Genomic DNA, 7,337 nt, shown 5'->3' on the forward strand with positions numbered 1-7,337 from the left:
TTCCAGTAACCACTATTTAAAATGGTTTAATAAAATACTCGTACTCCTTGACCACTTTCCGATCATCATCAAGAACTCGCAACAAACGCCCGAACACATCATACTCGTAATATATCGTATTACCATTCGTATCCATTTCCGAGGTTAAGCCGACTCCGGGAATATACGTGTATGTCGTCATCATGGCATTTCGGGGCATTATCCGCACCTCATCTATCGGGTACGATGAACTATTAATCGTGTGGCTCGTGGTGGAAGACGCTACCGTCAGTTCCTGCTCCACGAGTTCCCACTTCTCGCCGGACCTTTTCCAGTAAGATAGAATATACGATCCCGGTTTAAAGTTCGAAAGATTAATCGTGTAACTTTGAGAGTAAACCTTATTTCCCGTTTTAGCCGTTTTAAGTATTGTCGCACCTATTTCATCTTCGAAACTGGTATAAAATACCTGATTTTCCCGGGTTGTACTTCTCGGATGATACACCGCATTTTTCACCATAGCCACGGGTAAAGAAAAATTATAACCGTATATCATGGATTCTGCCAAACCTTGATCTTTATGAAAACATGTCAGGTTTAATCTTCCATCGTAATGATCATAATAATCCACAAGAGTATAACGATTATCGTGATAAAAATTCTTGGAAGAGTTGATTCCCGACATGGAGAAATCAGTTGTATCAATCGGCACGGATGCAAGAGTTTTACCCTTTGCCAAAACCGGCAATCTTTCATTCTTATCGTTCGTGACTAATTTATACAAGAGTAATTTCCCCTCGATAACTTTATCATTCTTGATCTTTATTCTCTCAATAGGCTTTGCCAGCACTCCGGCTTGAAGTAACGCATCTAACGTGTTACTTTCCACGATTCCCGAAAGATTATCTTGAGCTTGAAAGCTAAACGGGTATCTCGTCTTTACACGATACGTATCCCCCCTATCGTAAACCACTTTCTCCTCTACAGGCAAATAATAAGTCGGATCATACGTGTATTTCGTGACTGTCGTGGGAATATCAATCCCTGTTATTCTCACCGAGTCAACATATATCGGTTCAGACAACCAACTATAAACAATCAAATTAGACAACAACGCCCCGGTTGGCATATTATATTCATGAACATAGTATCCTTTAATCTCTTTCCGAATATGTTTCTTGAATTCATATTTATATTGCACCCTCTTCACTTCCTGCCTCGTGGAACTATATTGTATTTCTTCTTTTAATAACCCTCTCCTCCAAAACCTCGACGAGTTCGGGAACACCGTGGGAGCGTCATTACTTATTCCTTCGCTTTCTACTCGATTAATATGACGTATAGAGGGTTCGTCAGGTCCATCCATCAAATCCGTGTAACTAGAGACAATCTTTGAACCATTACTTAAAGTTTCGGTAACCGTAGAGTAATAAACACTCGTATTTTTATCATCATGGAGGTAACAAAATTTCCCCCCGGTATTCCAGTTATCTGCATAATCATTATTACTATAGATTATCACCCCGGAACCATTAGCATAGGAATAATTCGTGGTAAGGCAATTACCGGCGCCATCGTATCTTTTGATATTTTTAACCCGAACCCCGCCCACGATAGAGCCATTGATCAGTTTATTATTCTCGTACTCGTAATCCACGTACCCACCAAGATTATTATAGACCCTGGTTAAAATATTTGCTGTCGTGTGAGCGAAAGATGGAGATCTATCCGCTCCTTCCGTTGGGAAAAACGTGGTATTCGATTTCCCATTATAATATCCCCAATGGTCAAAATCTTTACTGTCCCTGGCAGGTAAGTTTCGTGACGTGTTGTACTCGAATTTACCCAACATCAATTTACTTGTTGAATTTAATTCATCCACCTCATCCAATTTTAGACGCTTATGCCCAGAAGTCGCTTGAAAATAAGAATACAGAAATTTGATCGACTTCAGATATTCCTGATTTGAAACAATTGTTATTTCATTCAATTGTCGGCCATTAGGAAGTTCATGCCCTCCAACTTGCGATGTGAAACTAAGTTTTCCATTTCCCCAAGTAATATACTGCAAATAATAAGGAGATGACCTGTATTGCATTGATTTATCAATTATAGGGTCATTGTTCTTACGATAATAATTATAATTGGAGTAACTAATTTCACCGCCACGAAGATAATCAAAAGAGACTTCATTTCCCGAAAGAGGTTTTATCTTTGTCAAGTGCCATGTTGAAATATGACTTCTCGTAACACTATTCACGGAATTATGTTTTACCTCGCTATACCGGGTCACCTCTGTCGATTCTTTCAAATTAAAAATGTACTTTACACCCAATTCATCCGTAATCGTGAAATTTAGATCATTATCCAAAACGATGTTAACCGGGGTATAAGGTATCGTCCAAGCTTTCCCATCCTGATCTATCGTAAACATACCCGTCCTACCGGGAATCTCGTAATAATACAAATCGGGTTCGCCATCAAAAGTAACGCATCCGGTACAACTAGACTTGGAGGTACAATGGTCCACTCTTTCTCTCAATAAATTCGTGGTACCCCACCACGAGGAAAAATTATTCGCCAGTATCCCGGATCCCCTACAATAACCATTGACCAAATCATCATTATCCACGATAACACGAGTAATTTTTCCCCCGACCGAGAGATTCCAGCCTAAGCCCACCCAAGAAGCCAAGTCCTGTACTTTAATCCCGGAACAAGTATATGACAACACGATCGGGATATTCACGTTTTCCGCGGCAGCTATCGTGTACAAGGGAATACTAACCCCAGCAGTCCCCGTCCCCTTGTTTACTTTTATATTTAAACTCCGTAACAATCCCTGTGATTCGGGCGACGAAGGTGGTGTTAGTTCTGATTGACCAAAACTCATGGTAGTCAACATTACAAACAGAATAAAAAGACTTGTAATTTTCATATTCTTTTCAATTTGTCATTAGTACTTGAATAATTGAAGCGTCTTCCTTAGAAAAGGAATTCCTCTTGAAGTATTTACTTCTTCCCGTGAATCCCAATTACTGATTTTCACGAGACAAAAACTCACTCATCATTACTATATCACGAGACACTGACGACATCCTTCCCCATAGGCATTTCATTTTAAAGTTTAACACTAATTACCGTTAGCCGATGACACCTCCAAGCCTACACATCGGCAAGTACATCTATAACAAGCTCGCCTATCCCCATGAAAAGAACGGGTTCCTACAGATTTCCCAATTGTTTCAATTTATGTTCCTGTTCCCGGTGAAGGAATCAACTCACCCACTCTTCATAACCCGAACGGATCATAAAGACCAGCGGGTTAGGTAACGCAATTAACACCAGAATGCCGATAATCACCAACACCACCAGTAATTCCGGCAAAGAAAAAGCAGTAAAAGATTTACTTTCCAGATCACGCCTTTTCCGTTTCAATAATTTTTGAATTGTTTTCATATTGCAATCAGAAGTTAAAAAAAAATACAATTCTAAAAAATATATTCCTCGGCTGATCTTTATAAACGCACCCCACACTTTCTCGTTATAAAGTCAGGGTTTAAATTTATACTATAATTTTAGGAGTATTTGTAGCAAATTTGTACCTATTTTTTGTTAAAATATACAAAAACGAGGATACAATCCACTACATCTATCAACCAAAACTTGAACCGTGTCACCGTTATCACAATTTTCATACAATCTCTTATTCAATACCTAATAAAAGAATATAGAAAACCATAAGAGAAACTATAGAGATATTCTCAAGAAACTACCTCTTTCTCGTTGCTCCCTCGAAGATTATTCAGAGCTCATCCAAATGAGCATGGATGAGCAACGTCTGATCTTCGAGGGATCTCTGAATGAGGAGTATTATTTGGAGCCTATTTGTTCCTTATTTTAGGAGCATTTGGGTGAAACATGATCTATTCTTACAAACGTACCGGAATGCTGCCATTAACGTCATGTTGATGACTGTCACGTACAACTTCAAAAGGACCACAAGAATTCTTTGTTGGCTCATAAAGAAATTCACCGAACCACTCCCCCAGGGGCATGTCTCGGTGGGATATACTTTTTAAGGGACGACTAGCTTTTCTAAATATTTAGTAAACTTTTTTCAGGAGAATACACCATACTCGTCACTAAGCACGTCATAAAATGAAAATCGAGGAGGTTCTTCATTTTCCTCCTCGATTATTTTCACATCTCAAGTTAATATCTTAAAGTAACTTTAGTGTAAACTTTTTTCAGTATAAGACACATTCATATCATCTCACTAGTCATTCGAGCATCAGAAAAATATTCCACATTCATTTCAGGCAATTCTTTTTTTATCCTCATGGCTATTCTTCGACCTTCTTGATCAAGCGCATCTATAATAGCACCATCAATGTATCCATTATAATGTTCTTCCCAATATTCAGATAACCAATTATTAAGTCTAACAATGGTCACACCACTTAATCCTAGGCTACGAGGATCTATATATCCTCCCTTATATTTATCTCTAATTCCAGTACCATTTAATAAAGCATCTATTATGATATATTTCATTTCATTTCATTTTAAAGGTCTAAAAAATCTATGATCTATTATCCCACTTTTGGTAATGCCTATTTCATAAACTCCCTTTATGCCATTCATTGTCCCCTCCATTTGGTATATTCTATATCCATCACCTTTAATGATAGGCTTGGTTAACAATATTGCATCATCAAATCTATATGGGAAATTATGACTAGTCGGATCTTGCATCGCTCGAGCTCGAACTCGTTCTGCATACTTGTATCCATGTTTATACACCCTTGTTTCACTTTTTAACAAGTTCTTAAATAACCCTTTTGTTATTGATGCCATGAACAATCCATCCACCCATGATTCAACACTTCTCAAGTGATATGAAGTCTCTCTCCAAGCTGCCGCTAGTAAATCACTTCCCTGGTGGCTCAAAAAATAAGCAATAGCCTTGTTCTTTCCATCTTTATCCGAGTAAAGATCTCTGACAGCCAACTCTAGCTCGCTCAATTGCCGGGAAGCAAGACCAAATTTATTTTTCCAGTAAGAATTCCAACCTTTGCTATCGTAAACTGGAGCCAACTCTGGGTCAGAATAAAAACTTGCAAATTTTTTAAAATCACCAATATACCCATCAGGAACGACAACCACGTCATCACTACCATCATCCGTTTGTAGAAGAACATTATAATTCTTGTCCACGTAATGAGTCATAAAAGCTCCATTGGGATCTATAAATACCATCGGGTTTCCGGAACAATAATTATATGGTGATAATGAAATGAAACTCTCCTGAAAAGGATCAACACCAAACCATCTCCCCAACCCGCTATCGTACATCCTAGCCCCGTAATCAAGGAACCCCAGATCCCCCGTCACCTGTTCCTCCTTACCGTTGTACTTGTAACGATTAACCGCCAGTTGCGGGTAATCACTTCTCACCTGTCTCGCACCGAAAGGATAGTAATCGTTCCGCTCCAGCACTTTCCCCGTGCCGTCAACGATCACACGAACGCTACCCGGGTGATCCGTCAAGAAGTAATCAACCTCCATTTGACTTCCATTGGTATCTCCCGGACGAATAACACCATCCCCGAAGTTTGCCGATTCAAGTTGCAACCCGGCACCACTCTTCCTGTATGTCAAAGAACCCAGGTAGTCAAAACCGTTCACGTCACCGTTATCCCTCACCCGCAACCTCGTCCCGTCGGCAAGGTAAACATACTTTGCCTTCAACTCCCCGCCAGTCGTCTTGACTTCACTCAACAAATTTAAGACATTATAACCGAAATCCAATGCGCGACGGCTATCATTTACCATGTTCCCGTTCTTGTCATAAGCGTAAGTTCCCGACGCGGAACCTCCACGGGAATAAACATCACCCGCCAGCGTGGAGGCTACGTTCTCCGTCAAGCCCGTCAACTGGTTACCAGTGTGTTCATCTTCAAGCCCGTCACTAGACCCGTCACAAAATAAAAATCGAGGAGGTTCTTCATTTTTCCTCCTCGATGGTTTTTATATTTCACATTAATATTTAAAGTAACTTTAGAGTAAACTTTTTTTAGGGGAATACAGGTATGTAGTAAATATCAAAACCTCTATCATCATAAATATCTAATAATATTATAATATTATCCAAATTAACACTAATCTGAACCCTTAAATTTTGAGACGGTTCTTTTGCCATTTCAAAATTAAAATGATTATTTAATATTGATTTTAAAAAAGATATATCTAAGATTCCATCATCTATAAAAATAGCCCCAGCTTGTTTTCCATTTTTATAAGATAATACCTTTTCATATCTTTTATTTGGGAAATTCAATTCTAAAAATTTTTCGATCTTGACATCTTCTTCCCAAAAAAGAATTTTATAAGTTATACCAATGATCGACTTTAAAGATGATATTAACAGAATTACGAATTCTGCTTTATCTTTAAGTTTAATTGATTCAATACATAATCTTCCATTAGCTATACCTCTACCTTTTTTAATTTTAAGCAGTTTCTTGAAATTTTGATTAAAATTACTCGAATTTATGATTCTTGTTTCCATAACATTAATTTTTAAAAATAGTCAGAGTTTTATCTGCTGTACCTATTCTTTTTAACTTTCCACCAATTGCTTCAAACACTTTCCATATACCACCGTTATGACCATCAATATCTTTTGAATAATATTTACCCTTGTATTCATAAACTTTTTGTCCATGTTGATATCCAAATTTTTTAGTTTCCTTAAATCCTGCAGGTATTACATTTTTACTAAAACTTTTTACTGATTTTGCTCCTTTTACCGCTCCCTTAGTAGCTTTTAATAAGCTACCTTTTCCTAGTCCAATATCAGGAACAACTAATTCTATTGGCTTTATCCCCGTTAATCGTCCTTCTCTATTGACTTTCCAATTACCAACCATCCCCTCGTAAGTATCATATCCTCCAATACCCGTGTAATAGCCTACATTTTGCCAGAATCCCGACAACGGTTCTCGAACAAAAGCACCTTCACAAGGAAGGCCGTACACGACAGGCACGTAACAAGCGTCAAACGAACAACCGATCACCGCCCACTCCTCATTTTCTATTTCAGCACTATAGTACGTGTAAAACTTGTGTGTCTGGTCGTTATATGTCAAGTTACCTGTAAACTCCGCGTCTGTCGCGTGAGTCCAGGCACTAAAATCAAACGTGGTTTCTCCCATCCGTAAACCAAAAAGGAAAGCCGCTATCAAATTGGGATTATCCGTGCTCCAGTAATCCATCCCGTTCACATCCACGTTTATCACCGCGTTATTACCGCTAAAATGATAAGGACTTTGGGACAAGTAATTTTCTGATAA

At 38.4% G+C, this 7,337-nt stretch carries 6 protein-coding genes; all 6 read right to left on the reverse strand.

Annotated elements, in window-relative coordinates:
• Positions 1-16 precede the first annotated feature (16 nt).
• Positions 17-2,917, reverse strand: coding sequence for a hypothetical protein (locus AB5542_RS04960; RefSeq protein WP_288215307.1), 2,901 nt, complete (start codon positions 2,915-2,917; stop codon positions 17-19).
• A 338-nt stretch (positions 2,918-3,255) separates the two neighbouring features.
• On the reverse strand, positions 3,256-3,438 hold the full coding sequence (locus tag AB5542_RS04965) for a prepilin-type N-terminal cleavage/methylation domain-containing protein (RefSeq protein ID WP_288215306.1): 183 nt from the start codon (positions 3,436-3,438) through the stop codon (positions 3,256-3,258).
• A gap of 807 nt (positions 3,439-4,245) precedes the next feature.
• A complete protein-coding gene (locus AB5542_RS04970) occupies positions 4,246-4,536 on the reverse strand; it encodes a hypothetical protein (protein WP_288215305.1) in 291 nt (96 codons plus the stop codon).
• Between the two features lie 6 nt (positions 4,537-4,542).
• Complete coding sequence (locus tag AB5542_RS04975) at positions 4,543-5,910, reverse strand: RHS repeat domain-containing protein (RefSeq protein WP_340279891.1); 1,368 nt, start codon at positions 5,908-5,910, stop codon at positions 4,543-4,545.
• Between the two features lie 148 nt (positions 5,911-6,058).
• Complete coding sequence (locus tag AB5542_RS04980) at positions 6,059-6,553, reverse strand: hypothetical protein (protein WP_288215303.1); 495 nt, start codon at positions 6,551-6,553, stop codon at positions 6,059-6,061.
• A 4-nt stretch (positions 6,554-6,557) separates the two neighbouring features.
• Positions 6,558-7,337: toxin C-terminal domain-containing protein (locus tag AB5542_RS04985; RefSeq protein WP_368243006.1), on the reverse strand; the 780-nt coding region annotated here is incomplete at its 5' end.

Source organism: Butyricimonas sp. RTP31003st1_G1_RTP31003_210430 (assembly GCF_040920905.1).
GTDB classification, from domain to species: Bacteria; Bacteroidota; Bacteroidia; order Bacteroidales; family Marinifilaceae; genus Butyricimonas; species Butyricimonas paravirosa.

Bases quoted from the DNA above. Each gene is read 5' to 3' on its own strand.
- AB5542_RS04965 (WP_288215306.1), bottom strand. From the start codon at position 3,438: ATGAAAACAATTCAAAAATTATTGAAACGGAAAAGGCGTGATCTGGAA.
- AB5542_RS04960 (WP_288215307.1), bottom strand. From the start codon at position 2,917: ATGAAAATTACAAGTCTTTTTATTCTGTTTGTAATGTTGACTACCATG.
- AB5542_RS04970 (WP_288215305.1), bottom strand. From the start codon at position 4,536: ATGAAATATATCATAATAGATGCTTTATTAAATGGTACTGGAATTAGA.
- AB5542_RS04980 (WP_288215303.1), bottom strand. From the start codon at position 6,553: ATGGAAACAAGAATCATAAATTCGAGTAATTTTAATCAAAATTTCAAG.